Genomic DNA, 25,035 nt, shown 5'->3' on the forward strand with positions numbered 1-25,035 from the left:
ATGCCCGGTCACGGCAGCAGGCGCTGCTCCTTCGCGACCGCCACGGCGCCCGCCCGGGTGTCCACGCCGAGCTTGTCGTAGATCCGGCCCAGGTGGGTCTTGACGGTGGCCTCGCTGATGAACAGGGCCTTGGCGATCTCGCGATTGCCCAGGCCGTGGGCGAGCTGGGCGAGGATGTCGCGTTCGCGGTCGGTGAGGGTGGGGCGGGGCTTGCGCATGTTCGCCATCACGCGGGAGGCCACCGGTGCCGAGAGGGCCGTCCGGCCTTGTGCCGCCGCGTGGATCGCCGCGAAGAGTTCTTCCGGGCGCTCGGCCTTGAGGAGGTAGCCCGTGGCGCCGGCCTCGATGGCGCGGGTGATGTCGGCGTCGGTGTCGTAGGTGGTCAGGACCAGGACGTGGGGGGTGGGTTCCGGGCCCGTGGTGAGGCGGCGGGTGGTTTCGACTCCGTCGATGCCCGGGCCCAGCTGGAGGTCCATCAGGACGACGTCGGGGTGGAGTTTCGCCGTCAGCGCGATGGCTTCTTCGCCGGTGCCTGCCTCGCCGATCACTTCGATGTTCTCGGCGCTGTCGAGGAGGGCGAGGAGGCCCGCTCTGACGACCACGTGGTCGTCGCAGAGCAGGAGGCGGACCGGGGGTGTCATGTGTTGGCTCCTCGGGGTGGGCGGGTGGGTTTGTCGGGTGCGGGTGCGGGTGCGTGGGGGCTGGTCGCGCAGTTCCCCGCGCCCCTGTTGGGTTGTCGTTCGTCCGCGGGCCGGTGGCCGCTTCTCGCGCAGTTCCCCGCGCCCCTGAGGCATGCGCTTCGCGCAGCCTCTCCCTGAGGCAGCGCTTCGCGCGCCTCTCCGTCGGAGGCTGCGGTTGCGCGCCTCTCTGATGAGATGGCGCACGCAGTGCGCATCTCAGGGGCGCGGGGAACTGCGCGGCCAGCCCCCACCGGGGCCGCGGACGAGGGGGATCGAGGCGGAGAGGACGGTGCCCTCGCCGGTGGCGGACTCGATGGCGAGGTCGCCCCCGAGCTGCCGCACCCGGGCTCGCATGGCCGCCAGGCCGTGCCCCCGCACCCCGGGCACCACATCCACCCCGGCATCGAACCCGCACCCGTCGTCGGCGACATCCAGCACCACCTGATCGTCCAGCAGCGTGAGCGTGACCGCCGCGCCGGAGGCCCCGGCATGCTCCCGTACGTTCGCCAGCGCCCCCTGCGCGATGCGCAGCAGCGCCGCCTCGACCCGGTCGGGAAGCCGTCCGAGCCCGGCCCGCTCACCGGCGTCGATGTGGACCCGCACCGTCAGCCGCTCCCCGGACTCGCGGGCGGCCACCGTGCGCAGCGCCTGTTCGAGACCGTGGGCCAGGTCGGCGGGGGCCAGATCCTGCACGAAGCGGCGGGCCTCGGTGAGGTTGTGGTCGGCGATGGACGCGGCGGTGTGCACATGGGTGCGGGCCTTGCCGGGGTCGGAGGCCCAGACCCGTTCGGCGGCCTGGAGCAGCATCTGCTGGCTGGACAGGCCCTGCGCGAGGGTGTCGTGGATCTCCATGGACAGCCGCTGCCGCTCGGCGAGGGTGCCCGCCCTGCGCTCGGCGGCGGCCAGCTCGCGGCGGGTGCGGATCAGGTCGTCGATGAGGGCGCGCTGCCGGGCCGCCTGCCGCTGCATCTGGAGGAAGACACCGGCGGCGACCATGGCGACGATGGGCGGGCCGAGCACCAGGTCCGGGTCCCAGCGCCCGGCGAGCCGCACCTGGGAGGCGATGACCAGACCGGTCAGCAGCGCCACCAGGATCAGCGCCGCGCGCGTGGGCAGGGTGCGCAGGCCGGTGTAGAAGAGCGGGATCCCGACCCAGGCGAAGCTCGGCGCGAGGACGACGAGCACCACGACCACGGCGACCACGAGCGACAGCCACACCCGCTGCCGGACGGTGGAGCGGCGCGGGCCCGCCCAGGCGATCCCGACGACGTAGAGCACGGCGAGGACGGCGCTGAAGGCGATGATCCACGGGGTGCGGGCGCCGCCCGGGTGGCGCAGCAGGAAGCGGGCCAGGGCGACCGCGAGCAGCAGGAAGAACGCGGCGTGCATGAGGGCGGCGAGCCACCGGCTGTCCGTCGCCCCGGCCTCCGCGCCGGCGACGTCGTCGGACTCCCTCATGGCCACCTCCCGTACCGCTCCGAACTGGGCAAACACTCCCATTGTCGAGGGTGGTCACGCCCCCGGGGTCAACCGATCGGATGACCCCGGCATCGGCCGCCCGGCAGCCGCCGAGCAGCCGGAACGCCGACGGGAACGGGCCGGTTCCGGACCCAGCATGGAGTGCAGAAGGAACGCACGCCCCGCCCTCCAGGAGTTGAATCGCATGGCCTCCCTGAAGAACATGTCCCGCCGCGCCCGCATCGCCACCGGCGGTGCCGTCCTGGCCGCCGTCGCCGCCGGCACCCTCGGCACGGTCTCCGCGAACGCCTCGGCCCCGGCCGCCGCGCCCGCCGCCAACGTGAAGAGCGCGACGACCACCACCTCCACGCACCTGACGATCGACGCCGCGAACAAGGCCGCGCAGGCCGCGCTGCACGCCGCCGAGAAGGAGAACCAGAAGGTCTCCGTCGCCGTCGTCGACCGCAACGGCAACACGATCCTGACCCTGCGCGGCGACGGCGCCGGCCCGCAGTCCTACGAGTCCGCCGAGAAGAAGGCGTACACCGCCGTCTCCTGGAACGCGCCCACCTCCGAGCTGGCCAAGCGCCTGGAGAGCACGCCGAACCTGAAGGACATCCCCGGCACCCTGTTCCTCGCGGGCGGTGCCCCCGTCACCGCCAAGAACGCCCCGATCGCCGGCATCGGCGTGGCCGGCGCCCCCTCGGGCGACCAGGACGAGAAGTTCGCCCAGGCCGGCGTCGCCGCGCTCCGCTAGACCGGGTTGCCGGGTGAGTGCAGCCCCCAGGGGCGCGGGGAACCGCGCGACCAGCCACACTCGACCCGCACCCTCGAACGCATGACACGCCCCTCCGGCGCGAGGTCACGGGGCTCTGCCCCGGACCCCGCTCCTCGATCGCCGGAGGGGCTTGACCTGGAGCCCGCTCATGAACGACCGCGACCGCACCCTGCTCGACGCCGCAGCCCAGGGCGACACCGAATCCGTCCGCACCGCGCTGGCGGCCGGCGCCGACCCCGGGACCCGGGACGCCCACCGCCGCACGCCCCTTCTCCTCGCCGCGCTGCACGACCACGTACCGGCGGCGGAAGCCCTCGTCGCGGCGGGCGCCGACCCGAACGCGCAGGACGACCGGTCCGACAGCCCGTGGCTGGTCACCGGCGTCACCGGCTCCGTCGCCATGATGCGCGCCCTGCTCCCGGCGGGCCCCGACCTGAAGGTCATCAACCGCTTCGGCGGCATCTCCCTCATCCCGGCGTCCGAACGCGGCCACGTCGACTACGTGCGGGCCGTGCTCCGCGAGACCGACATCGACGTCGACCACGTCAACCGGCTCGGCTGGACGGCCCTTCTGGAGGCCGTGATCCTCGGTGACGGCGGCCGCGCGCACCAGGAGATCGTCGAGCTGCTGATCACGGCGGGCGCCACCCCCGGCCTCCCGGACGGCGACGGCGTCACGCCCCTGGAGCACGCCGAACGCCGCGGGTTCACCCGGATCGCCGGTCTGCTGAGGGCCGTACGGTGAAACGCCTCGCGCTCGCCGCGGCGGCCGCCGCCGTCCTGGCGGCGGGCTGCGCGACCCAGACCCCCCAGACCTCCGACACCCCCGGCCCCAGCGCCAGTACGACCACGAGCGCGAGCGCTCAACCGGACCGCGCGCCGCGCGGGACCCCGGCCGGCACCCTCCTCGTCGCCGACTTCGGCGCCGACACCGTCAGCTTCGTCGACCCCGACAAGGGGGTCACCGACACGGTGACCGTGGGCCGCGCGCCCTACGGTCTCGTCGTCGGTGACGACGGCCGGGCCTGGGTGGCCACCGCCGAGGGCGTCGCCGTCGTCGACACCGCCACCCGTGAGCGCGTCGCACGTGTCCCGTACGCGACGAAGCACCTCGGCCCGGTCACCGGCGGCGAGTACCGCGGCGGCGGCACGGGCATCGCGCTCGCCCCCGACGGCCGGCACGTGTACGTCGGGGTCAACGTCCCCGACGGGAACGGCACGTTGGAGACCGTCGACACCCGCACCCTCCGCGTCACCGACACCGCCGGGGTCGGCCGCCGCCCCTTCGACGTGGACGTCTCGCGCGACGGCCGCGAGGTGTACGCGACGGACCACGACTCCTTCGACGTCACCGTCCTCGACACCGGCAGCGGCGACACCCGCCGCATCGAGGTCGCCCCCTACGGCACCGAGGGCGGCCTCGGCTCCTGGCTCAAGCCGCACTACACCGCCGTACGCCCCTCGGACGGGAAGCTGCTGCTGCCCTTCGAGGGCGAGAAGCTGGTCGTCGTCGACCCGGAGACGGGCCGTTCCCGCGTCGAGCGGATGACGGCGAACACGCACCAGCACGGCGTCACCGTCACCCCCGACGGCACCCTGTTCGTCGTCGGCACCGGCCCCATCGACCCCGCCGAGGACGAGGGCCCGTCCCTGACCGTCCGCGCGAAGGACGGCCGGGAGAAGGTGATCCCCCTCGACGGTCCGCACGAGGACGTCGCCGTCTCCGCCGACGGCCGCACGGCGTACGTCACCGGCGGCTTCACCCGCGACGGCTACTGGAACGGGATCACCGTCGTCGACGTCGACAGCGGCGACACGCGCCGACTGGCGGCGGGGGAGCGGCCGTTGGGCATCGCCGTCCTCTGACGGCCGTACCGGCAGCCGCAGGACACAGGACACAGGGCACAGGACATACGGGGCCATAGGGTGTGGGGGTGCGCAGACGCCCCCGCTCCCGGACCCGCTCCCTCGCCCTGATCGCCGCCGCTCTGCTCTCCGTCGCGGCCTGCGGCGGCGGGGTCCACGGTTCGCCCGGCGCCTCGGGCCTGCGCGACCCGTACTTCCCGAAGCTGGGCAACGGCGGCTACGACGTCAGCCACTACTCCCTGAACCTCGCCTACGACCCGGACACCCACCGCCTCAAGGGCACCGCCGCCATCACCGCGACCGCCCGCCAGGACCTCAGCGCCTTCAACCTCGACCTGCACGGGCTCACGGTCACCGGGGTCACCGTCGACAAGAAGCGGGCGACGAGCCGGCGCGCCGGGAACGAGCTGACGGTCCGCCCGTTCGGCGAACTGCCGAAGGGGCACACCTTCCGTACGGTCGTGCGCTACTCCGGCGAACCCGCCACCATCACCGACGCCGACGGCTCCGAGGAGGGCTGGCTGCGCACCGCCGACGGCGCGCTCGGCCTCGGCGAACCGACCGGCTCGATGGCCTGGTTCCCCGGCAACCACCACCCTTCCGACAAGGCGACGTACACCATCGCGGTGAGCGTCCCGCAGGGCGTGAAGGCCGTGTCCAACGGGGAGTTGACGGGCACCAAGCGGTCCGCGTACGGCACGAGCACCACCTACACCTGGCGTGTCACCCAGCCGATGGCGAGTTACGTGGCCACGGTCGCGATCGGCAAGTTCGAGACGCACGCGTCCCGGACGCCGGCCGGGCTGCCCGTGTACACCGCGGTCGACCCCGAGGAGGCGGAGGCGAGCGCCAAGGTCCTCGCCCGGCTGCCCGAGGTCGTCGACTGGGAGACGCGGACCTTCGGCGCGTACCCGTTCTCCTCCACCGGTGCGATCGTCGAGCGCGAGGGCGACGCCGGGTACGCGCTGGAGACGCAGAACCGGCCCGTCTTCCCCGGCGCCCCCGATCTGGGCCTGCTCGTCCACGAGTTGGCCCATCAGTGGTACGGCGACTCGGTCACCCCGAAGACCTGGCGCGACATGTGGCTCAACGAGGGTTTCGCCACGTACGCCGAGTGGCTGTGGGAGGAGCAGCACGGCGGCGACAGCGCCCAGGACTCCTTCGAAGCGGCGTACGACCACGCGGCGGACTCGGCCGTCTGGGCCTTCCCGCCCGCCGATCCGCCGAGCGCCGCGCACATCTCCGACTCGCCGGTCTACGAGCGCGGTGCGATGGTCCTCCACCGCGTCCGGCAGACCATCGGCGACACCAAGTTCTTCGCCCTGCTGAAGAGTTGGCCCGCCGACCACAAGTACGGCAACGCCGACACCCACGACTTCACCGCGTACGTGGAGCACGCGAACCCCGCGAAGAGGACCGCGCTGGCCGAGGTCTGGAAGGACTGGCTCTACGGCAAGGGCAAGCCGGACGCGCCGGACGCGCCGGACGAGTCCTGAGCGGTGGGGGCCAGCGGCTTGCGCAGTACCCGGCAGGGGCGGCCGAGCCGGCGGTCGCGGCGGCGCGCGATCTCCTCGTAGCCGAGAGCGGTCCAGAAGGCGAGGCCGGCGGGGTTGTTGTCGAGCACGGCGAGCCGTACGGCGGTGCGGCCGGCCCGCCGGAAGCGCTCCTCGACGGCGAGCGCCGTGCCGCGCCCGTGCCCGCTTCGGTGGCGGCGGGCGTCGACGAGCAGCAGGCCGATCCACGGGTCCGGGTCGGCCGGGTCCGGATGGCGGGCGAGGGTCAGCGCGACCGCGACGAGCCGTCCCCCGGCGTCCCGGGCGAGCAGCGCCTCGGCGCCGGGCGCGGCCTGTTCCTCGGCGAGGGTGGCGGCGACCTGCTCCGCGGTGATCGCGTCGGGGTCGGGGAAGTCGCCGCTGAGCGCGAAGAACTCACGGTTCGAGGCGTACAGGGCGGTCAGCTCGGCGAGGAGGGGGCGGCCGGGAGGGTGGGTGAGGGGGCTGATGTCCACGGGGAGAGCGTAGGCGTGGGCGAAAGGGGACGGGCCCCGGAAGGATCCGGGGCCCGTGCACCTCAGGAACTCTGGAACGCGGCTGCGTCAGACGTTCACGCCGAAGTCCTGGGCGATGCCGACCAGGCCCGAGGCGTAGCCCTGGCCGACCGCGCGGAACTTCCACTCGGCGCCATTGCGGTACAGCTCGCCGAAGACCATCGCCGTCTCCGTCGCCGCGTCCTCGGAGAGGTCGTAGCGGGCGATCTCGGCGCCGCCGGCCTGGTTGAGGATGCGGATGTACGCGTTGCGCACCTGGCCGAAGTTCTGCGAGCGGGTCTCCGCGTCGTAGATCGAGACCGGGAAGACGATCTTGTCGACGTCGGCGGGCAGGCCCGCCAGGTTGACGTTGATCGCCTCGTCGTCGCCGTCGCCCTCACCGGTGCGGTTGTCGCCGGTGTGCACGATCGTCTGGTCCGGCGTCTGCTTGTTGTTGAAGAAGACGAAGTGGCCGTCGGAGTAGACCTTGCCCTGCGTGTTCACCGCGATGGCGGAGGCGTCCAGGTCGAAGTCGGTACCGGTGGTGGTGCGGACGTCCCAGCCGAGGCCCACGGTGACGGCGGTCAGGCCCGGAGCCTCCTTGGTGAGCGAGACGTTGCCACCCTTGGACAGGCTTACAGCCATGGTTCGGGAGTCCCTTCCCTCGTTAAATGCGTGGCGTACGGGTGTACGTGCGTAGCCGAAGCTACTCGTACCCGTATGAACGCGATGCGGGGTGGGGAAGGTTCCAGGTCTCTTTACTTTCTTTACCCGCGTTTCGGGCGGGGGGAAATCCGGGTGACGGGCGGTGTCCCGACGCGCGACCATGGAGCCATGTCCGGTCCTTATCCCATCCGCGGCTCGGTCGTCCTTCCGGAGGCCGAGCTGGTCTGGCGTTTCTCGCGGTCGTCCGGGCCGGGCGGGCAGCACGTCAACACGTCTGATTCGCGGGTGGAGCTGTCCTTCGACCTGGCGAACACCCGGGCGCTGCCCGAGGTGTGGAAGGCGCGGGCGCTGGAGCGGCTCGGGTCGCGTCTGGTGGGCGGGGTGGTGACCGTACGGGCGTCCGAGCACCGTTCGCAGTGGCGCAATCGGGAGACGGCCGCCGTGCGGCTCGCCGCGCTGCTTGCCGAGGCCACGGCGCCGCCGCCGAAGCCTCGCCGGGCCACCAAGGTTCCGCGGGGTATCAATGAGCGCCGCCTCCGCGAGAAGAAGGCCCGCTCCGACACCAAGCGCGGCCGCGCGGGCCGTGACTGGTAGCCCCGACTTCTTCGTCCGCGGCCCCGGTGGGGGCTGGTCGCGCAGTTCCCCGCGCCCCTGAAAGGCCTGCGGCCTTCAGGGGAGGCTGCGCGGAGCGCATGCCTCAGGGGCGCGGGGAACTGCGCGAGAAGAGGCCACCGGCCGTCAGCCGACCGACAAGCAAGGTCACCCCAGCCCCCGGTACCGTCCCCGGAAATACATCAGGGGGCCGCCGTCGGCGCTGGGGAGGGCGGCGCCCAGGACGCGGCCGATGTACAAGGTGTGGTCCCCCGCGACAACCCGCTGCTCCGTCCGGCACTCCAGCGTCGCCAGCGCGCCGCCCACCAGCGGAGCGTCCGTGTGCTCACCGCGTATGTACGGAATGTCCTCGAACAGCAGCCGGTCGCTGATGCGGCCCTTCATCGCGAAGCGCCCCGCGATGTGACTCTGCGACTCCGACAGCAGCGACACCGCCCAGAGCGGCTGCTCCTCCAGCAGATCGTCCATGCGGGAGCCGTTGCGCAGGGAGACCATCACCAGCGGCGGATCGAGGGACACCGACATGAAGGCCGTGGCCGTCATGCCCGCGTCCTCGCCCGGAGGCGCCCCGGCGTCGTCGGGGTCGAGCGGGGCCTCGCGTGCGGTCAGCAGAACGACACCCGCGGCGAGGCGGGACAGGGCGGCGCGGAATTCGTCGTTGCTCACCCCCTCAGCATGCCCGGGGGAGCGTGGTGCGGCGGTGGCGGGAGTGGCAGGGAGAGTCTTCAGCACGACTCCGACGCTAACCGGCGGGTACGGTGCCCCACATCGGGCCGAGGGCCGAGAGGGGACCTAGGTCCCTCGGCGTACCTTCAACAGATGGAGCCGTTCAGGAAACGCACAGGATGCGACCGGGTATGCTCCTCAATCCTTCATGTTTTGCTGTGACTTGAGTCACAGGAGCCTATTTTTGTTGACCCTGTGTACCGAGTGGGCAGCGCGCTGTGATTCAGTGGCGGTCGACACTGCGAGATGAACGTGCTGCTGCACGTGCGCGGGGAAAGAGCCGATCAGAGTACTGGAGTGCTGTCGAGGTCTCGGGGAGAGCTGAGCATGGAGACCGAGTCGGAGCCCTACGTCCGTCTTGCGACCCTGCGGCAGCTGCACCACGTGATGGCGGACATGAACGCCGCCCGCAGCCTCGCCGACACCCTGCAGACCGTCGCCGACGGGGTCGTGAACGGACTGGGCTACGAGCTGGCGTGCGTCAACCTCGTACGCCCCGACGGTGATCTCGTCGTCGCCGCCTTCTCCGGCAATTCGGCCGCCGAGGCCCTCATCACCGGCCGCGTCGGCTCCCGCGCCGCCTGGGACCGCAGGCTCACCATGGGCGAGCGCTGGGGCGAGCTGTGCTTCATACCGCACACCGAGGGCTGGGTCCTCGACGAGGACGACGTGCCGCAGTGGTTCACCGACGGGCCGCCGCCCCGCTTCGAGGACGAGTGGCACCCCTCCGACCGCCTCTTCGCCCCGATGTACGCGACCGGCGCGGCCGGCGGCGAGCTGATCGGCGTCATATCGGTGGACCGCCCGCGCAACGGCCGGATACCCGGCGCCTGGGGCCGCGAGGCCCTCCAGATGTACGCCTTCCAGGCCGCCATCGCCATCAGCAACGCCCGGCTGCGGGCCAACATGCAGCGCGCCCTGGTCCGCCTGGAGCGCGAGCAGCAGGCCCTGCGCGCCAGCGAGGAGAGCTTCCGGCAGGCCTTCGAGTACGCGCCCTCCGGCATGGCCATCGCCGAGCTGGGCGGCGACCAGCACGGCCGGATCCTGCGGACCAACGACGCGCTGTGCCGGCTCCTCGGGCGGCCCGCCTCCGCGATGCGCCGCTACTCCTTCTCCGACCTCGTGCACCCCGAGGACATCGGCACCCTGCTGCGCACCTCCGCCGAGGGCGGCCGCGCCGAGCTGCGGCTCGGGCGGCGCGACAGCACGTACGTCTGGGTCTCGCTGCGCAACTCGGTGGTGGCCGACGCCGCCGACGGGCCGCGCTTCCTGCTCACCCACGTCGAGGACATCGAGGACCGCAAGCGCCGCGAGCTGCACCTTGCCCACCGCGCCTCCCACGACTCCCTGACCGGCCTGCCGAACTCGGCGGAGCTGCGCTCCCGGCTCGGGGCCCGGCTCTGCCGCCGCCCCCAGGAGCAGCTGCCCAGCGCCGTCGACTCCCTCGACGCGGCCTACGGCGACCCCATCGGCCACGACTTCGACTACGGCGGGGCCGCCCTGCACCGCACCGGGCACTCCTCGGGCCTCTACGAGGGCTTCGACCACCATGTGCACGTGGCGGCGCCGGGCGGCGACGAGACGACCGACGACGGCACCAAGGGCCTCGCCGTGCTCTTCTGCGACCTCGACGGCTTCAAGTCGATCAACGACCGCTTCGGGCACAACGCGGGCGACGCCGTCCTCATCGAGGTGGCCCGCAGGCTGACCAGCGGCGTGCGCGACGGGGACACGGTGGCCCGGCTCGGCGGCGACGAGTTCGTGGTGCTCGCCGACGGGCTCGGCCGCGCCGATGCACAGGACCTCGCCGTCAGGCTGCGCAATGCCATCATTCCGCCGATTCGGGTGGACGGCAGGGCAGTGCGGGTGGGGGCCAGTTTCGGCATCGGCTGGGCGCACTGCGGGATGACGGCGGAAGAAGTGCTGCAATCCGCTGACCAGCGGATGTACGTGGAGAAAAGATCACGTGCCAAGCAGCACCGGCGAGCGGGCTGAGCGACGGAACGCCCGAATTCTCATCCATCTGTGAGGTCAAGGCCACTCCTTGGGGTCACTCGCAGCGGGTACGCTCGCCCGGGTAAGCAAACGCGTAGGGAGTGATCAGGGATGGCGCCCGGCAACAACGGCGCGAGCACCACGCCCGAGGACGACGATCCGTTCGGCTATCTGTACGCCGACGGGCAGGCGGCCGGGGCGACCCCGCCGAACGGCGGGGGCGGCGGCTACGGCTACCCGAACTCCCGCTCCTTCAACCAGGTCCGCACGGTGGGCGAGCGTCAGTACGGGCAGCAGCAGGTGCCGCCGCAGCAGACCCAGCCCACCCAGGCGTACCACCAGCCGAACGCCCACTACCAGGCACCGGAGACGATGCCCGGTGGCGGCGCTCCCACGCAGCCGGGACCGCCGCGCGCCTCGCGCGGCGGCGGTGGCGGCCAGGGCCCCAACACCAAGGCGCTGCTGATCGGCGCGGTCGCCGTCGTGGCCGCCGTGGTGATCGGCATCAGCATCGCCATGATGAGCAACGGCTCGGAGGACGACAAGAACGCCGACGCGGGCGCCAAGCCCTCCGGCGACTCCCAGTCGGTGCAGCCCAGCGAGTCCGCGTCCTCGGGCACGTCGGACGACGCCGAGGACCTGCCGAAGGCGGACGCCAAGGGGCTGACCCTGTCCGGCGGTCCCGTCGCCGCGAGCGACGTGAAGGGCGCGAAGGCGGCCGGCGGCGAGTACGTCGCGGGCTTCAACAAGGTCGGTGCGAAGGTCGACTGGACCGTCACCGTCCCCAAGGCCGGCGACTACCGCCTCTACGTGCGCTACGGCATCCCCGGCGAGCCCGCCGACGCCACCTTGAACATCAACTCGAAGGCCAACTCCCAGCCGATCGGCATGAAGAACTTCATCAACTCGCCGAAGGGCGACTGGGAGAAGGGCTGGCAGTCGACGTGGGCCCCGGTCACCCTGACCAAGGGCACCAACGTCATCGAGCTGGAGTGCGCCGACGGCAACAAGTGCAACGCCAACATCGACCAGCTCTGGCTCCAGTGACCGGTGGGGACCCTGGACTCAGGGTCCCCACACCGCGACGCTCTTGACCTTCCAGGGCGTCTTGTCCGTGTAGTGGCCGGGCTTGATGTCGAAATGGCTGCCGTAGCACCCGGTGTCGCTGTACAGGGTGATGCGCCTGTTGCTCTGGTTGGACACCGAGCGCGCGTTCTTCCCTCCGTCACAGCCCGGATCGTTCTTGTAGGTGTCGGCCCGGCCCGTGAAGTGCGCGGATTTTCGCGCGTGTCCGCCGGTGCGGTCAGGCCGCCCCGGCTCGCTCCGACACCGTCACCCGGGTGACCAGGTCGTCGTAGGTCTTGCGGTCGAACTCGCCCGCGACCGGGGACACCACCGTCGCCGCCGACAGTGCCACCGCGCGGGCCAGGCGCTCGGGCCACGGCAGGTGTTCGGCGTGGCCCGAGAGCAGGCCCGCCACCGCCGAGTCGCCGGCGCCCGTCGGGTTGCCGGAGAGGCGGTCGGGGGCCGGGGCGCGCCAGGTGCCGTCCGGGGTGAGGGCGCACAGGCCCTCGGCGCCCAGGGAGGCGACGACGGCGTGGGCGCCGCGTCTGCGGGTGTCCTTCATCGCCTGCAACGGCTCGTGGGAGCCGGTGAGTTCGGCCAGCTCGTCCGCGTTCGGCTTGACGATGTCGGGGCGGGCGGCGACGCCCCGGCGCAGCGGTTCGCCGCTGGTGTCCAGGAGTACGGGGACGGAGGCGGCCCGCGCGGCCCGGATCAGCGTCGCGTAGGCGCCCACCGGGACGCCCGGCGGCAGGCTGCCGCACAGGGCCACCGCCGAGGCGGAGCCGAGCAGATCCTCGTACGCCTCCTGGAAGGCCGCCCACTCGGCGGGGGCGACCTGCGGGCCCGGCTCGTTCAGCTGGGTCGTGTCGCCCGTCGTGGTGTCCACCACGGCGACCGTGCGGCGGGTCGAACCGTGGACGGGCACCAGGGCGTCAGAAATCCGCTCCCCGCCGCGCAGTTGGTCCTGGAGGGCGCGGCCGGTGGCGCCGCCCACGAAGCCGGTGACGGTCACCTCGTGGCCGAGGGCGGCGAGCACCCGTGCCACGTTCAGCCCCTTGCCGCCGGGGCGTTCGGTGACCTCGGTGACCCGGTGCGAGGTGTGCGGGCGCAGGGACCGCACCCGGTAGGTGATGTCGAGTGCGGTGTTCAGTGTGACCGTGAGGATCACAGGACCTCACCCCCCGATACGAGCGCGTGCGTACTTTCAGTGACGGGGGTCGATCATGCCAAAGTCAAGGCGGTTGGCCCAGACCTCGGGCCAACCGCCGTGACAGCGCGCTGAGTTACGGGGCGACCAGCCACTCGCCCTTGCGCATCACGCCCTTGACCTCGAACTCCTCGTCCAGGACCACGAGATCGGCGTCCTTGCCGGGCTCCAGCGAGCCGACCGTGTCGTATACGCCGAGCAGCCGCGCCGGGTTGGCCGAGATGGCCCGTACGACGTCGTCGACCGGCAGCCCGTCGACGGTGACGCCCCGCTTGAACGCGCGGTCCAGGGTGAGCGTGGAGCCCGCGATGGAGCCGCCCTCCACCAGCCGGGCCACGGAGTCCTTCACCTCGACCTCCATCGGGCCGAGCATGTAGCGGCCGTCGCCGAACCCGGCGGCGTCCATCGCGTCGGTGATGAACGCGACCCGGTCGGCGCCCTTGTGGTGGAAGGCGAGTTCGAGGGCGGCCGGGTGCAGGTGGGTGCCGTCGTTGATCAGCTCGACCGTGATCCGCTCGTCCTCCAGGAGGGCGGCGATCGGGCCGGGGGCGCGGTGGCCGAGGCCGGGCATCGCGTTGAACAGGTGGGTGGCGACCGTGGCGCCCGCGTCGATCGCCTCGACCGTCTGCTCGTACGTGGCGTCGGTGTGGCCGATCGCGGCGATCACCCCGTGCTCGGCGAGCAGCCGTACGGAGTCGATGCCGCCGGGCAGCTCGGTGGCGAGCGTGACCATCTTGGCGCGGCCGCGGGCGGCGTCGATCAGCTTGCGCACGTCGGCCGGGTCGGGGTCGCGCAGCAGCGTCTCGTCGTGGGCGCCCTTGCGGCACGGCGAGATGAACGGGCCCTCGAAGTGGATGCCCGCGATCTCGCCCTGTTCGGCGAGTTCGGAGAGCAGGCCCGCGCGCTGGACGAGGAAGTCCATGTCGCCGGTGACGAACGACGGCACGATCGTCGTCGTGCCGTGCAGCCGGTGGGTGTGGATGCCCTTGAGGATCTCGTCGACCGTGCCGGAGGTGAAGGACGCGCCGCCTCCGCCGTGGTTGTGCATGTCGACGAAGCCGGGCACCACCCAGTGGCCGGAGAGATCGAGCGTCTCCGCGTCCGCGGGAGCGCTCCCGGCGATGCGCGTGCCGTCGACGATGACGCGGCCGTCGGTGACGGTCCCGGTGGGCAGTACCACCCGGGCACCGGCGAGCACCTTTGCTGTGGCCATCAGGCGGTTACCTCCGAGGATCCAGTGGCTGCGGTGTGGTCGAGCAGGTCCCAGGCGAGCAGTCCCGCGCCCAGGCACCCGGCGCTGTCCCCGAGGACGGCCGGGACGATTCGGGGCAGCGACTGGAACGTCACGCGCTCGGCGACGGCCGCCCGCAGGGGTGTGAACAAGGTTTCCCCGGCCTCGGCCAGACCGCCACCGATGATCAGGGTGCGCGGGTCCAGCAGAGTGAGCGCCATGACCAGGCCGTCGGCGAGCGCGTCCACCGCGTCCTGCCAGACCCGGACGGCGCGGGGGTCCCCGGCGTCGACGGCCTTGGCGCAGTCCGCGGCGGTCGCCGTGGGGTCGCCGCAGGCGTCCTGCCAGGCGAGGGTGACGGCGCTCGCGGACGCGTACCGCTCCAGGCAGCCGCGCTGCCCGCAGCCGCAGTCGATGCCGCCGGGCCGCACGACCACATGGCCGATCTCGCCGGCCGAGCCGTGCGCGCCGGGCTCGATGCGCCCGTCGATGCCGATGGCGCCGGCGATCCCGGTGCCCAGCGGCAGGAACAGGAAGCGGTCGGCGTCCTTGCCGGCGCCGAGCCGGCCCTCGCCGAGGCCACCGGTGCGCACGTCGTGGCCGAGGGCGACGGGGACGGTGCCGAGCCGCTCGCTCAGCAGCGCCCGCATGGGCACGTCGCGCCAGCCCAGATTGGCGGCGAACAGCGCGATGCCGTTGGCCTCGTCGACGACTCCGGGCACGGCGACCCCGGCGGCCACGGCGGGCTCCCCGAGGTGCTCCTCGCCCCAGGCCCGCAGCTCGGCGGCGAAGCCGAGGATCGACTCCACGACCGCGTCGGCGCCCCGCTCGCGCTCCGTCGCCCGGCGCGCCTGATGCAGCAGCGTGCCGTCCGCCCCGACCAGGGCGGCCTTCATTCCGGTGCCGCCCACGTCCAGGGCGATGACATGTCTCACGGGGCACAGTCTCGCGCGTCGACCCACAACAGGTCTAGTCCACTTGCAGGGATCTTGTGACCCTGAACCCTTCTGGCCCCCCTGAACAGCCTCGTTGCCGATACGAGATCTAGGTGGTGTAGACCTTGTGTCCGACTAGCGGATTCCCGAGTGCGAGGGTGGGACACACGGTGCAGCGGCACATCACCGGTCTGATCGCGGCTGCGGCCGCACTGGGCATGGCGGGCACGCTCACCGCCTGCGGGGGCACAGGTTCGGACGACGTCACCCTCAAGCTGGTCGCCGCCGACTACGGCGACTCCGCGGCCAACAGCTCGCAGAAGTACTGGGACGAGCTGGCCGGCGCGTACGAGAAGGACCATCCGGGCGTCAAGGTCGACGTCGACGTCTACAACTGGAACGTCGTCGACGCCAAGGTCAAGAAGCTCGTCGACTCCGGCCACGCCCCCGACATGGCGCAGATCGGCGCCTACTCGGACTACGCGGCGGCCGGAAAGCTCTACCCGGTCGGCAAGCTGCTCAACGTGCCCACCCAGGCCGACTTCCTGCCGCAGCTCTCCGAGGCGGGCCAGGTCAACAGCGTCCAGTACGGCATGCCGTTCGCCGCGTCCACGCGCCTGCTCTTCTACAACAAGAAGCTCTTCAAGGACGCCGGTCTCACCCCGCCCACCACCTGGGCCGAACTCGCCGCCGACGCGAGCGCGCTCAAGGCCAAGGGCGTGAAGATCCCCTACGCGCTTCCGCTCGGCCGGGAAGAGGCGCAGGCCGAGACCATGATCTGGATGCTCAGCGGCGGCGCCGGCTACACCGACGACGTCGGCTCCTACACCCTCGACTCCAAGCAGAACATCACGACGTTCGACTGGCTGCGCGACGACCTCGTCGACAAGGGCCTCACCGGCCCCACCGCGCCCGCGAAGCTCAACCGCGCCGACGCCTTCGCGGCCTTCGCCAAGGGCGAGGTCGGCATGCTCAACGGCCACCCGACGCTGATGCAGATGGCCGCCGCCAAGGGCGTCGACTACGGCACCGTGCGGCTGCCGGGCCCCAGCGGTCCCGCCAAGTCCACGATGGGCGTCGCCGACTGGATGATGGCGTTCAAGCAGAACGGCCACGCCAAGGAGACCGGCGACTTCCTGAACTACGTCTACAGCGAGCGGAACGTCCTCGACTTCTCCCGCGAGTACGACCTGCTGCCGGTCACCAGCAGCGCCTCCGAGACCATGTCGTCGGCCGCCGAGGACAAGAAGCTCTGGCCGTTCCTCAAGAGCCTGGGCGACTCCGAGTTGTTTCCCGTCGGCAACACGTCCTGGGCGAGCGTCAGCGAGGGCATCAAGCAGGAGATCGGCTCCGCCGTCTCCCCGCACGGCAGCCCGGCCGCCGTGCTCGGCCGGCTCCAGAGCGAGGCGACGGCCGCCGAGTCCGCCGAGTAGCGTGGCGGGCATGGACGCACAGCCCGCCCTCGGTGACCGTGAACTCGCCGTGCTCGCCTTCGAGGGGCGCTCCTTCGCCTCACCGGGCGCCAAGGAGCGGGCCGTCCGCGAGGAGCTGGACATGGCGCCCGTGCGCTACTTCCAGCTCCTGAACGCCCTGATCGACGATCCCCGCGCGCTGGCGGCCGCACCGGTCACCGTGAACAGGCTGCGCAGGGTTCGCGAGGCCAAGCGCCGGGAGCGCTGAGGGTGGCTAAGGTCGGTCCATGGACGCCATCAGGACCGCCGCCGGCCGGGACGGACTCGCCGCCATAGTCGCCCGGCCCTCCCGGGCCGTGATCGCCCTCGATTTCGACGGGACGCTCGCCCCGATCGTGCCCGATCCCGAACAGGCCCGGGCTGACCCGGGCGCCGTACCGGCGCTCGCCGCGCTCGCGCCCCGGGTCGCCTCGGTCGCCGTCGTCACCGGGCGGCCCGCCGTGGTGGCCGTCCGGCTCGGGGAGTTCGCGGAGGTGCCCGGGCTCGAACACCTCGTCGTGCTCGGGCACTACGGCGCCGAGCGCTGGGACGCCGTCACCGGCACCGTGCACGCGCCCGCGCCGCATCCCGGGGTCGCCTCGGTCCGCTCCGAGCTGCCCGGGGTGCTGGCCGCCGCGGGGCTGTGGCACGACACGTACGTCGAGGAGAAGGGGCGGGCCGTCGCCGTGCACACCCGGCGGGCCGCCGATCCTCAGGGGGCCTTCGAGGCGCTGAAGGAGCCGCTGTCCGATCTCGCCGCGCGGCACGGGCTGGTCGTCGAGCCCGGACGGATGGTTCTGGAGCTGCGGCCGCCCGGGGTCGACAAGGGGGTGGCGCTCACCGAGTACGTGCGGGAGGTGGGGGCCGAGTCCGTGCTCTACGCCGGGGACGATCTCGGGGATCTGCCCGCGTTCGCCGCCGTCGAGAAGCTCCGCTCGGACGGGGTGGCCGGGCTTCTGGTGTGCAGCGGTGCCGGGGTTCCGGAGCTGGCCTCCCGCGCCGACCTCACGGTTTCCGGCCCCGCCGAGGTGGTCGCCCTCCTGTCCGACCTGTCCCGCACCGTGGCGACCACCTGACGGCCGGTGGCCGCTTCTCGCGCAGTTCTTCCCCGCGCCCCTGAAGGCCGCAGGCCTCTCAGGGGCGCGGGGAACTGCGCGACCAGCCACGACGAGAGCCGCGGACGGGCGACGGCCCCTCAATCGCGGAGGGCGTGCAACTGGTCCAGGAACCAGGCGCCGGGCGGCAACGCGGTGGCCGCCGCCGACAAGCGCTTGGTGCGCTCGGCCCGCTCATCGGCCGGCATGGCCAACGCGTCCGCCAGCGCCGAAGCCGTGGCCGAGACGTCGTACGGGTTCACCACCAGCGCGTCCTCGCCCAGCTCCTCGTAGGCCCCCGCCTCCCGCGAAAGCACCAGCACACACCCGTCGTCGGACACCACCGGCACCTCCTTCGCCACGAGGTTCATGCCGTCCCGGATCGGGTTCACCAGCGCCACGTCGGCCAGCCGGTACGCGGCGAGCGAGCGCGCGAAGTCGTCCTTCACGTGGAGGACGACCGGCGTCCACCCCTCGGTGCCGAAGCGCGCGTTCACGGCGTCGGCGACCCGCGACACCTCCGCGGTGTAGTCGCGGTACACGGCCAGGTCCTGCCGCGAGGGGTAGGCGAACGCGACGTGGACGACCTTCTCCCGCCACTCGGGACGCGTCTCCAGGAACAGCTCGTACGCGCGCAGGCCGCGCACGATGTTCTTGGACAGCTCGGTGCGGTCCACCCGGACCACGGCCTTGCGGCCGGGCCCGATCTGCTCGCGCAGGGCGGCGAGCCGGTCCTCGACGTCGGCCCGGTGCGCGCGCTCGCGCAGGAAGTCGGCGTCGGCCCCGAGCCCGTGCACCCCGATCCGCGTGCCCGAGGTGCCCCCGATGATCCGCGTACAGCACTCGGTGAACGCGTCCGCCCAGCGCCGGGTCAGGAAGGCCAGCCGGTCCGCGCCGAGCATCCCGCGCAGCAGTTGCTCGGCGATGTCGTCGGGCAGCATCCGGAAGTAGTCGACGGGCGCCCACGGCGTGTGCGAGAAGTGCCCGATGCGCAGGTCGTCACGGAGTTCGCGGAGCATCCCGGGGACCAGGGCCAGGTGGTAGTCCTGGACGACGACGGTGGCGCCCGGCGCGGCCTCCTCGGCCAGCGCCTCGGCGAACGCCCGGTTGTACGCCTCGTAGGATGCCCACTGGCGGCGGAACTCCGGGCCGAACGACGGCTCCAGGGGCGTCTGGTAGAGCATGTGGTGCACGAACCACAGCACCGAGTTCGCGATCCCGTTGTACGCGTCCGCGTGCACCCCGGCGTCGATGTCGAGCATCCGCACGCCCGGCTCGGAGACGCCCCGGCGCACGGCCGCCCGGTCGCCGTCGTCGAGCGCCGCGCACACCCAGAGTTTGTCCTCGACGACGCTGAGCGCGGAGACCAGTCCGCCACCCCCGCGCTTCGTCTCGACGGAGCCGTCGTCCCCGACGACGTACGAGACCGGGCCGCGGTTGGACGCGACGAGAACCTCAGCAGCACCATGCGTGGAAGCCATAAGGCGAAACTAGCCCGCCCCCCAAACCCTCAAACGTATGACCGGGCCCCGAGGGGGACCCGGTCGTATACGACGGCGTCGGAATCAGGTCAGTCCTTGCGCCGCCGGACCGCCGAGAGGATCAGCGCGCCGAACCCGCACAGGGACAGCGCGAGCCCGCCGTAGAGCAGGACCGGGACGTCCGAGCCGGTCGCGGCCAGCTCGGGCCCGTGCGGCTGGGGCCGCTGCGGCGGCGTGGGCCGGGCCTGGACGCGGCCCACGGTGAACGTGATCGCGCACTGCGGGGCGGTGCCGGCCGCGCAGTTGCTGTTCGGGACCGTCAGACGGCGTACGACCTTCTCGCCCGGGGTGTTCGGGACCTTCACGTGCAGCGGGACCCTCACCTGGCCGTGCGCCGGGACCGTGATGCCGTGGACGGTGCCGTCCTCGTCCTTGATCTCCGTCTTCTGCGGGACGGCGGCCGGGTTGCGGATGACGACGGGGACGACGAGGTCGCCCGGCGGTGGGTTGTCCGGCAGGTCGGGGAGGGTGACGACCAGCTGCGGCGGCGCCGGCGGCGGTTCCTCGACGGTGGGGGAGGCGCCGCAGTTCGGGTCGGTCGAGTCCGCCTCGCAGTTGGTGCGCGGGGTGTCGGCCGTGACGTTGTTGGTGAGTTCGCCGTCACCGCCGACCGGGTCGGCGACGGTGACGCTGTAGGTGATCGTCGCCGTCTGCCCCTCGGGCACGGTCCCGGTCCAGCTCAGCCGCGGCCGGTCGTAGGTGACGGTGCCGGTGCTCGCCTTCGCGTCGTTGTCGTACGTCGCGTCGTCGAGCAGGCCGGACAGGTCGTCGGTGAACTTGGCGCCCGGGTAGTCGACGCCGCCGATGTTCCTGGCGGTGACCGTGTACGTCACCTTGCCGCCCGGCTTCACCGTCTTCGGCGACGCGGTCTTCCTGACCTCCAGGTCGGGCACCGGCACCGAGAACGCCAGCGCGGACGGCACGTAGGTGTCGCCCCGCGTGCGGAAGGTCAGGTTCGCGGAGGTCGAGCCCTCCGGGATGACGCTGGACGGGATCGTCGCGGTCTTCGCGTCGATGCTGAAGTTGTTGCCCTCGCACGGGTCGAGGCAGCCCTCGGCGCGGCTGTTGAAGAAGTTGGCGGTGGTTCCGCCGCTGTCCGGGTCGGCGATCTGGGTGCCGTTGACCAGGAACGCGTCACCGGACACGTTCGCGTCGCCCTCGTAGGCGGTCACGCTCGCCCGTACGTCCTTGTTGCCCGCGCGGTAGAAGCCGTCGATGCCGATCGTGGTGTCCGGGTCCTTGGACTGCTGCACCACGTGGCCGCCGTAGATGTAGACGTTGCGGCGGGAGGGCGCGTACTGCTCGTTGGGCCCGTCGTACTTGTAGACGACGGTCAGCGACCAGCCGCCGACGCAGCCCTTGCCGGTCGGCGCCCAGACGTCGCCGACCGCGACCGGCACCGGGGTGCCGGTGGCGACGCCCGCGAACAGCCCGGTGACGTCGGACTCCGCGGTGTAGTAGTGCGGGCCGCCGACCGCGGCCGGGGTGCGCACCGCGTTCTGCACGGTGGCCCGGGTCGCGGTGCCGCCGCCGACCCTGATCAGGGGCTGCCGGGTGAGCGGGTCACCGGCGGGCGAGGTGGCGAGGCCCGCGGTGTCGCAGCGGGTGATCTGGTTGTTCCCCAGCTTGTACGTGCCGTCGTTGCCGCCCCAGAACAGCCGGGCGTACGCGACCGTGGCGCCGGGCGGGACGGTGACCTGCCCGGTCGACGAGTTGATCACGGAGGTGCCGAACCCGGCGGTGTCCGTGTACTGCATGTCGAACTGGTTGTTGTTCTCGCCGGTGGTCCCGGCCTGCGCGGCGAGGCAGCGCGCCGCGTCGTCGGCCGGCGTGGTCGGACACTTCATCACCGTGTTGCCCAGCGTGATGAAGTCGCCGTAGACGGCCTCGTCGTAGCGCTTGGCGAACGGATCGACCACCACCGCGGACGCGGGAGCGGCCGCGGCGGCGAGGGTCGCGGCGGCCGCTGCTGTGGCGGCAAGCGCCGCCAGGGTGCCCTTTACCTGTCTAAGCCACATAAAGGGCAATGTAGGGAAAGCTCCCTATTATCCGCTGATTACGCCACGCGACGCTCCGCATACTCACTGATTTCGGTCATCGGCGGCCGCTCCTCGGTGTCCACGGAGTGCACCCGCGGCTCGAAGCCGTCCGCGCCCCGCTCGAACTGGGTGAGCACCGGCCGCACCAGATGCCCGCGTGCGAGCCGCAGCTGGGCCGTGCGGTATATCGCCGCCGCCATCCGGCCGAGCGCCTGCCCGTCCTGGTGCCGGTGCTTGCGGACGCCGACGTCGACCTGGGCGAGCGCGTCCAGGCCCACGGTGTGCAGCGCGTCGACCAGCAGGCCCAGCTCCACCCCGTAGCCGACCGGGAACGGCAGCCGTTCGAGGAGGCTCCTGCGGGCCGCGTACTCGCCGCCCAGCGGCTGGACGAACCCGGCCAGTTGCGGCCAGTGCAGATTGAGGACCGGGCGGGCCATCAGCTCGGTGACCCGGCCGCCCTGACCGGCGGCCTCGCCCAGCGGGCGGTCGTACATGGCCTTCACGAAGTCCACGTCCGGGTCGGTCAGCAGCGGGCCGACGATCCCCGAGACGAAGTCCGCCGAGAACTCCTTCAGGTCCGCGTCGACGAAGCAGACGATGTCACCGGAAGTGACGAGCAGCGAACGCCACAGCACTTCACCCTTTCCGGGGCGGGCCGGGATCCGCGGCAGGATCGTGTCCCGGTGCTCGACGCGCGCCCCGGCCGCCGCGGCCACCTCGGAGGTGCGGTCCGTGGAGCCGGAGTCGACGACCACGACCTCGTCGACGAGCGGCACCGCCTCCGTCATCAGCTCGCGCCGGATCACGGAGACGATCTCGCCGACCGTCTCCTCCTCGTTGAGCGCGGGCAGGACGACGCTCACCGTCCGGCCCGACGCCCGCTTCGCGGCGATGAGCTGGGGCAGCGTGCGGTCGGACACGGACCAGGAGCGCCGCCCCAGCCAGCTCTCGACTTCTTCCAGCACGTCCAGGGCCCTCCCGTATGTGATCCATCTCGCGGTTCGGACGACTATCTCAAGGGTCCACCCCTTCAGTTACAGTCTTGAACAGGGTCCGTGACCATCGCATGTCGGGGTCGGCGCGCCCGTACAACTCCATCCACACAATCGAATACCGCTCATCCAGAGGGGCAGAGGGACACGGCCCGTTGAAGCCCCGGCAACCCTCCCGCCGACCGACGAGGTCACGGTGGGGAAGGTGCCAATTCCGTCTCGCGGCGAGATGCGTCGCGAGGAAGATGAGGAGAAAGGGCCTCGCCTCTCATGGCTGTACAGACTGTCGCCACCGGTACCACCGCCGCCGCCGCCGATCTCGGACCGGCTTCGGGCCTCTCCTGCCGCGAGTGCGGCGCCACCGTCCCGCTCGGCCCCGTCTTCGCCTGCGTCGAGTGTTTCGGGCCTCTGGAAGTCGCGTACGACCTGCCCGTCGGCGACCCCGAGGCGCTCCGCAAGCAGATCGAGGCCGGCCCCGCCAACATCTGGCGCTACGCCCCCCTCCTGCCCGTCCCGGCCGACGTCGCCGAGAAGCCGAACCTGAACCCCGGCTGGACCAAGCTCGTCCAGGCCGACAACCTCGCCCGCGAGCTCGGCGTCGAGCAGGGCAAGCTGTTCGTCAAGGACGACTCCGGCAACCCGACGCACTCCTTCAAGGACCGGGTCGTGGCCCAGGCCATCGAGGCCGCGCGGGCATTTGGTTTCACCACCCTTTCCTGCTCCTCGACGGGCAACCTGGCCGGCGCCGTCGGCGCCGCCGCCGCCCGCGCCGGTTTCCGCTCCTGCGTGTTCATCCCGCACGACCTGGAGCAGGGCAAGGTCGTCATGGCCGGTGTCTACGGCGGTGACCTCGTCGCCATCGAGGGCAACTACGACGACGTGAACCGTTTCTGCTCCGAGCTCATCGGCGACCCGCTGGGCGAGGGCTGGGGCTTCGTCAACGTGAACCTGCGCCCGTACTACGGCGAGGGCTCCAAGACGCTCGCCTACGAGATCTGCGAGCAGCTCGGCTGGCGGCTCCCCGACCAGCTGGTCATCCCGATCGCGTCGGGCTCGCAGTTCACGAAGATCGACAAGGGCCTGAAGGAGCTGATCAAGCTCGGCCTCGTCGAGGACAAGCCCTACAAGCTCTTCGGCGCCCAGGCCGAGGGCTGCTCCCCGGTCTCGGTCGCGTACAAGGGCGGCCACGACGTGGTGCGGCCGCAGAAGCCGAACACGATCGCCAAGTCGCTGGCCATCGGCAACCCGGCCGACGGCCCGTACGTCCTCGACATCGCGCGCCGTACCGGCGGCGCCGTGGAGGACGTGAACGACGAGCAGGTCGTCGACGCGATCAAGCTGCTCGCGCAGACCGAGGGGATCTTCGCCGAGACGGCGGGCGGGGTGACGGTGGGCGTCACCAAGAAGCTCATCGAGGCCGGGCTGATCGACCCGTCGCTGACCACCGTCGTGCTGAACACCGGTGACGGCCTGAAGACGCTGGACGCCGTCGCGGAGTCCTCGCAGGCGACGGCGACCATTCGTCCGTCCCTGGAGGCGTTCCGGGACGCCGGTCTCGCGCACTGAGCCATCCCACCCGCAGCAATCAGGAGTCACCCAGCATGAGCGTCAACGTCCGCATCCCCACCATCCTCCGCACCTACACCGGCGGTCGGGCCGAGGTCAGCGCCGAGGGCGCCACGCTCGCCGACGTCATCGCCGACCTGGAGAAGAACCACACCGGGATCGCCGCCCGCGTCCTCGACGACCAGGGCAAGCTGCGCCGGTTCGTCAACGTGTACGTGAACGACGACGACGTCCGCTTCGAGCAGGGCCTGGAGACCGCCACGCCCGACGGCGCCGGCGTCTCGATCATTCCTGCCGTCGCCGGCGGCTGACACCCCCGGTCACACCCTGAGTCACCCGAATTGCCCCCTCCGCGAGGAAAGCGGAGGGGGCAATTCTGCATGGTTGAGCGCGGTACAGTTGGGGAAGCTGGTTCGATTCCGAACGTGGTGCATGACGGGCGCATATGAGTTCACGCCCGAAGCGCGACAAGAAGCAGCCAATGTGTGCCGCCCATTCGGGCCTTTTATGGCTTTTGTGTAGCCCGACTTGCCCTGAGATACCTCCAGTTGGCCCGTTTTCCGCGATCACGCGTGCCCAGAATTCTCGTCCGACTGACCTGTTGCAGACGGCAGTTGGGCAGATACATTCAGCCGCGGTCGACGCGTTCCGGCGCACACCCCCAAACCCTTTGGGGCGTGAGGTCTGACCCGGGTCCGCGAAGTGCGGACTCGCGCAAGGGCCAGTAATAGGGGAGTTAGGCATGGCTCAGGGCACCGTCAAGTGGTTCAACGCGGAGAAGGGGTACGGCTTCATCGCGGTCGACGGTGGTGCGGATGTTTTCGTCCACTACAGCGCGATTCAGATGGACGGCTACCGCACCCTCGAAGAGGGTCAGCGAGTGGAATTCGAGATCTCGCAGGGCCAGAAGGGGCCGCAGGCCGACATGGTCCGCCTGGCCGCCGGCTGAGCGATCGACCGACTGCAGCACACAAGCTTCGTACGGTCCATGAGGGGCCCGTCACCCGGTTCGCCGGGGGCGGGCCCTTCGTGCTGCCGTGCGCGGGGCGCGCACCACGGCTCGATCTGTGATAGCCGCTTGCACTCGCATGGGTCGAGTGCTAATCA

25 protein-coding genes and 1 riboswitch are annotated in these 25,035 nt (G+C 71.7%); of the genes, 13 read left to right on the plus strand and 12 right to left on the minus strand.

Annotated features, from left to right (window positions below; translation table 11 throughout):
* Window positions 1–8: 8 nt before the first annotated feature.
* A complete protein-coding gene (locus tag ABII15_RS21195; protein ID WP_353943892.1) occupies window positions 9–641 on the minus strand; it encodes a response regulator transcription factor in 633 nt (210 codons plus the stop codon).
* Between the two features lie 255 nt (window positions 642–896).
* Window positions 897–2,138, minus strand: a complete 1,242-nt coding sequence (locus ABII15_RS21200) for a sensor histidine kinase (protein ID WP_353943893.1) — start codon at window positions 2,136–2,138, stop codon at window positions 897–899.
* Window positions 2,139–2,352: 214 nt separating this feature from the next.
* On the opposite strand from ABII15_RS21200, the gene ABII15_RS21205 reads away from it, so the two are divergent.
* The 4 genes from ABII15_RS21205 to ABII15_RS21220 all read left to right on the plus strand — a co-directional run bounded on the left by ABII15_RS21205 (window position 2,353) and on the right by ABII15_RS21220 (window position 6,278).
* The gene (locus ABII15_RS21205) at window positions 2,353–2,895 is read left to right on the plus strand and encodes a heme-binding protein (RefSeq protein WP_353947136.1); all 543 of its coding nucleotides are present in this window, start codon (window positions 2,353–2,355) and stop codon (window positions 2,893–2,895) included.
* A 169-nt stretch (window positions 2,896–3,064) separates the two neighbouring features.
* Window positions 3,065–3,661, plus strand: a complete 597-nt coding sequence (locus tag ABII15_RS21210; RefSeq protein WP_353943894.1) for an ankyrin repeat domain-containing protein — start codon at window positions 3,065–3,067, stop codon at window positions 3,659–3,661.
* Window positions 3,658–4,782, plus strand: coding sequence for a hypothetical protein (locus ABII15_RS21215; RefSeq protein WP_353943895.1), 1,125 nt, complete (start codon window positions 3,658–3,660; stop codon window positions 4,780–4,782). The genes ABII15_RS21210 and ABII15_RS21215 overlap by 4 nt, the downstream gene beginning before the upstream one ends.
* A gap of 68 nt (window positions 4,783–4,850) precedes the next feature.
* Window positions 4,851–6,278, plus strand: a complete 1,428-nt coding sequence (locus ABII15_RS21220; RefSeq protein ID WP_353943896.1) for a M1 family metallopeptidase — start codon at window positions 4,851–4,853, stop codon at window positions 6,276–6,278.
* Here ABII15_RS21220 and ABII15_RS21225 read toward each other — a convergent pair.
* Both ABII15_RS21225 and ABII15_RS21230 read right to left on the minus strand, forming a co-directional pair.
* Window positions 6,230–6,790, minus strand: a complete 561-nt coding sequence (locus ABII15_RS21225) for a GNAT family N-acetyltransferase (RefSeq protein ID WP_353943897.1) — start codon at window positions 6,788–6,790, stop codon at window positions 6,230–6,232. The two genes, ABII15_RS21220 and ABII15_RS21225, sit on opposite strands and share 49 nt — an antisense overlap.
* Window positions 6,791–6,877: 87 nt before the next feature.
* Window positions 6,878–7,453 (minus strand): TerD family protein, encoded by a 576-nt coding sequence (locus ABII15_RS21230; protein WP_353943898.1) that lies wholly within the window; start codon window positions 7,451–7,453, stop codon window positions 6,878–6,880.
* A 189-nt stretch (window positions 7,454–7,642) separates the two neighbouring features.
* On the opposite strand from ABII15_RS21230, the gene arfB reads away from it, so the two are divergent.
* The gene (gene arfB / locus ABII15_RS21235; RefSeq protein WP_353943899.1) at window positions 7,643–8,068 is read left to right on the plus strand and encodes an alternative ribosome rescue aminoacyl-tRNA hydrolase ArfB; all 426 of its coding nucleotides are present in this window, start codon (window positions 7,643–7,645) and stop codon (window positions 8,066–8,068) included.
* Between the two features lie 165 nt (window positions 8,069–8,233).
* Here the strand turns inward: arfB and ABII15_RS21240 are convergent, their stop codons facing one another.
* Window positions 8,234–8,815, minus strand: coding sequence for a flavin reductase family protein (locus ABII15_RS21240; protein ID WP_353947137.1), 582 nt, complete (start codon window positions 8,813–8,815; stop codon window positions 8,234–8,236).
* Between the two features lie 324 nt (window positions 8,816–9,139).
* Here ABII15_RS21240 and cdgB point away from each other — a divergent pair, with 324 nt between their 5' ends.
* Complete coding sequence (gene cdgB, locus ABII15_RS21245) at window positions 9,140–10,807, plus strand: diguanylate cyclase CdgB (protein WP_353943900.1); 1,668 nt, start codon at window positions 9,140–9,142, stop codon at window positions 10,805–10,807.
* A gap of 111 nt (window positions 10,808–10,918) precedes the next feature.
* Window positions 10,919–11,854, plus strand: a complete 936-nt coding sequence (locus ABII15_RS21250) for a carbohydrate-binding protein (RefSeq protein ID WP_353943901.1) — start codon at window positions 10,919–10,921, stop codon at window positions 11,852–11,854.
* 18 nt (window positions 11,855–11,872) lie between these two features.
* Here the strand turns inward: ABII15_RS21250 and ABII15_RS21255 are convergent, their stop codons facing one another.
* From ABII15_RS21255 to ABII15_RS21270, 4 genes are all read right to left on the minus strand, one after another.
* Complete coding sequence (locus ABII15_RS21255; RefSeq protein ID WP_353943902.1) at window positions 11,873–12,010, minus strand: hypothetical protein; 138 nt, start codon at window positions 12,008–12,010, stop codon at window positions 11,873–11,875.
* 100 nt (window positions 12,011–12,110) lie between these two features.
* Window positions 12,111–13,040, minus strand: a complete 930-nt coding sequence (locus ABII15_RS21260) for a 1-phosphofructokinase family hexose kinase (RefSeq protein ID WP_353943903.1) — start codon at window positions 13,038–13,040, stop codon at window positions 12,111–12,113.
* Window positions 13,041–13,155: 115 nt separating this feature from the next.
* Window positions 13,156–14,292: an N-acetylglucosamine-6-phosphate deacetylase gene (gene nagA, locus ABII15_RS21265; protein ID WP_353943904.1), complete on the minus strand. Its 1,137-nt coding sequence runs from the start codon at window positions 14,290–14,292 to the stop codon at window positions 13,156–13,158.
* Window positions 14,292–15,245, minus strand: coding sequence for an ROK family protein (locus ABII15_RS21270; protein WP_353943905.1), 954 nt, complete (start codon window positions 15,243–15,245; stop codon window positions 14,292–14,294). The genes nagA and ABII15_RS21270 overlap by 1 nt, the downstream gene beginning before the upstream one ends.
* Window positions 15,246–15,415: 170 nt before the next feature.
* Between ABII15_RS21270 and ABII15_RS21275 the strand changes: the two genes are divergently transcribed.
* The 3 genes from ABII15_RS21275 to otsB are packed head-to-tail and all read left to right on the plus strand — an operon-like array spanning window position 15,416 to window position 17,772.
* Window positions 15,416–16,678, plus strand: a complete 1,263-nt coding sequence (locus tag ABII15_RS21275; RefSeq protein ID WP_353943906.1) for an extracellular solute-binding protein — start codon at window positions 15,416–15,418, stop codon at window positions 16,676–16,678.
* A gap of 10 nt (window positions 16,679–16,688) precedes the next feature.
* Window positions 16,689–16,925: a DUF3263 domain-containing protein gene (locus ABII15_RS21280; RefSeq protein WP_353943907.1), complete on the plus strand. Its 237-nt coding sequence runs from the start codon at window positions 16,689–16,691 to the stop codon at window positions 16,923–16,925.
* A gap of 19 nt (window positions 16,926–16,944) precedes the next feature.
* On the plus strand, window positions 16,945–17,772 hold the full coding sequence (gene otsB / locus ABII15_RS21285; RefSeq protein ID WP_353943908.1) for a trehalose-phosphatase: 828 nt from the start codon (window positions 16,945–16,947) through the stop codon (window positions 17,770–17,772).
* 119 nt (window positions 17,773–17,891) lie between these two features.
* Here the strand turns inward: otsB and ABII15_RS21290 are convergent, their stop codons facing one another.
* The 3 genes from ABII15_RS21290 to ABII15_RS21300 form a co-directional block, all read right to left on the minus strand.
* Entirely contained in the window at window positions 17,892–19,271 is a 1,380-nt protein-coding gene (locus ABII15_RS21290) for a trehalose-6-phosphate synthase (RefSeq protein ID WP_353943909.1), read from the minus strand.
* Between the two features lie 89 nt (window positions 19,272–19,360).
* On the minus strand, window positions 19,361–21,349 hold the full coding sequence (locus ABII15_RS21295) for a hypothetical protein (protein ID WP_353943910.1): 1,989 nt from the start codon (window positions 21,347–21,349) through the stop codon (window positions 19,361–19,363).
* Between the two features lie 38 nt (window positions 21,350–21,387).
* Window positions 21,388–22,335, minus strand: coding sequence for a glucosyl-3-phosphoglycerate synthase (locus ABII15_RS21300; protein ID WP_353943911.1), 948 nt, complete (start codon window positions 22,333–22,335; stop codon window positions 21,388–21,390).
* Window positions 22,336–22,484: 149 nt separating this feature from the next.
* Window positions 22,485–22,614, plus strand: a riboswitch (SAM riboswitch).
* 18 nt (window positions 22,615–22,632) lie between these two features.
* On the opposite strand from ABII15_RS21300, the gene thrC reads away from it, so the two are divergent.
* The 3 genes from thrC (at window position 22,633) to ABII15_RS21315 (ending at window position 24,877) form a co-directional block, all read left to right on the plus strand.
* The gene (gene thrC / locus ABII15_RS21305; protein ID WP_353943912.1) at window positions 22,633–23,928 is read left to right on the plus strand and encodes a threonine synthase; all 1,296 of its coding nucleotides are present in this window, start codon (window positions 22,633–22,635) and stop codon (window positions 23,926–23,928) included.
* Window positions 23,929–23,963: 35 nt separating this feature from the next.
* Entirely contained in the window at window positions 23,964–24,239 is a 276-nt protein-coding gene (locus tag ABII15_RS21310; protein ID WP_353943913.1) for a ubiquitin-like small modifier protein 1, read from the plus strand.
* A gap of 431 nt (window positions 24,240–24,670) precedes the next feature.
* Window positions 24,671–24,877 (plus strand): cold-shock protein, encoded by a 207-nt coding sequence (locus tag ABII15_RS21315; protein WP_005486335.1) that lies wholly within the window; start codon window positions 24,671–24,673, stop codon window positions 24,875–24,877.
* Window positions 24,878–25,035: the final 158 nt, after the last annotated feature.

This window comes from Streptomyces sp. HUAS MG91 (genome assembly GCF_040529335.1).
In the GTDB taxonomy this organism is placed as follows: domain Bacteria; phylum Actinomycetota; class Actinomycetes; order Streptomycetales; family Streptomycetaceae; genus Streptomyces; species Streptomyces tabacisoli.

Bases quoted from the DNA above. Each gene is read 5' to 3' on its own strand.
- ABII15_RS21195 (WP_353943892.1), bottom strand. From the start codon at position 641: ATGACACCCCCGGTCCGCCTCCTGCTCTGCGACGACCACGTGGTCGTC.
- ABII15_RS21200 (WP_353943893.1), bottom strand. From the start codon at position 2,138: ATGAGGGAGTCCGACGACGTCGCCGGCGCGGAGGCCGGGGCGACGGAC.
- ABII15_RS21210 (WP_353943894.1), top strand. From the start codon at position 3,065: ATGAACGACCGCGACCGCACCCTGCTCGACGCCGCAGCCCAGGGCGAC.
- ABII15_RS21230 (WP_353943898.1), bottom strand. From the start codon at position 7,453: ATGGCTGTAAGCCTGTCCAAGGGTGGCAACGTCTCGCTCACCAAGGAG.
- arfB (WP_353943899.1), top strand. From the start codon at position 7,643: ATGTCCGGTCCTTATCCCATCCGCGGCTCGGTCGTCCTTCCGGAGGCC.
- cdgB (WP_353943900.1), top strand. From the start codon at position 9,140: ATGGAGACCGAGTCGGAGCCCTACGTCCGTCTTGCGACCCTGCGGCAG.
- ABII15_RS21250 (WP_353943901.1), top strand. From the start codon at position 10,919: ATGGCGCCCGGCAACAACGGCGCGAGCACCACGCCCGAGGACGACGAT.
- nagA (WP_353943904.1), bottom strand. From the start codon at position 14,292: ATGGCCACAGCAAAGGTGCTCGCCGGTGCCCGGGTGGTACTGCCCACC.
- ABII15_RS21280 (WP_353943907.1), top strand. From the start codon at position 16,689: ATGGACGCACAGCCCGCCCTCGGTGACCGTGAACTCGCCGTGCTCGCC.
- otsB (WP_353943908.1), top strand. From the start codon at position 16,945: ATGGACGCCATCAGGACCGCCGCCGGCCGGGACGGACTCGCCGCCATA.
- ABII15_RS21290 (WP_353943909.1), bottom strand. From the start codon at position 19,271: ATGGCTTCCACGCATGGTGCTGCTGAGGTTCTCGTCGCGTCCAACCGC.
- ABII15_RS21295 (WP_353943910.1), bottom strand. From the start codon at position 21,349: ATGTGGCTTAGACAGGTAAAGGGCACCCTGGCGGCGCTTGCCGCCACA.
- thrC (WP_353943912.1), top strand. From the start codon at position 22,633: ATGGCTGTACAGACTGTCGCCACCGGTACCACCGCCGCCGCCGCCGAT.
- ABII15_RS21310 (WP_353943913.1), top strand. From the start codon at position 23,964: ATGAGCGTCAACGTCCGCATCCCCACCATCCTCCGCACCTACACCGGC.
- ABII15_RS21315 (WP_005486335.1), top strand. From the start codon at position 24,671: ATGGCTCAGGGCACCGTCAAGTGGTTCAACGCGGAGAAGGGGTACGGC.